This window comes from Halomonas sp. SIMBA_159 (genome assembly GCF_046536035.1).
Taxonomy (GTDB): domain Bacteria; phylum Pseudomonadota; class Gammaproteobacteria; order Pseudomonadales; family Halomonadaceae; genus Vreelandella; species Vreelandella venusta_A.
In genome coordinates, this window is record NZ_JAWJBT010000074.1 from 1 (window position 1) to 589 (window position 589).

Here is a 589-nt window from a genome sequence, read left to right on the forward strand (position 1 = left end):
AGCCGGGGGAGGACGGCACGGGCGGAACCGAGGTCAGCGGCGGCGGGTACTCCCGCGTCACGACCTCCGCCACCGACTGGAACGCCGCGACCCTCGCCGACCCGTCGGTCCTCGACAACGCCAACGCCATCGACTTCGGTTCGGCCAGCGGGGCGAACTGGGGCACCATCGTCGCCGTGGGCCTCTATGATGCGAGCACCGCCGGCAACTTCCTAGGCGCTTTCGACCGCGCCAGCAACGTCACCGTCAATGACGGCGACAGCTTCTCGATCGCCGCCGGCGACTTCGACCTCAAGGCCGACTGAAGTTCCCCGGAAGTTCCCCGGCAGCCCGGAGTAGCTTATGGTCCTCGGTGGCGGCATCCTCCCATTCAACCTCGGGCCGGGCGTCGCCTCGCCCAAGGTGGACGCCCTCGCGCTCGACTCGACCGGCTCGACGGCCGCCGGCACGGGCGATTTCGTCGGCATCGTCAACGCCACCGCCTTCGATTCGCAGGCGTCCGAGGTGCTGTTCCCGATCGTTGTGGACGCCCTCGCGCTCGACTCGACCGGCTCGACGGCCGCCGGCACGGGCGGCGGATTCTCGCCCG

Annotated in this window: 2 protein-coding genes; both read left to right on the forward strand. The window is 70.3% G+C overall.

Annotated elements, in window-relative coordinates; all coding sequences use genetic code 11:
* On the forward strand, window positions 1-305 hold a 305-nt coding region (locus tag R0J87_RS18390), incomplete at its 5' end, for a phage tail fiber protein (RefSeq protein WP_498887973.1).
* Between the two features lie 37 nt (window positions 306-342).
* Window positions 343-589: hypothetical protein (locus tag R0J87_RS18395; RefSeq protein WP_498887975.1), on the forward strand; the 247-nt coding region annotated here is incomplete at its 3' end.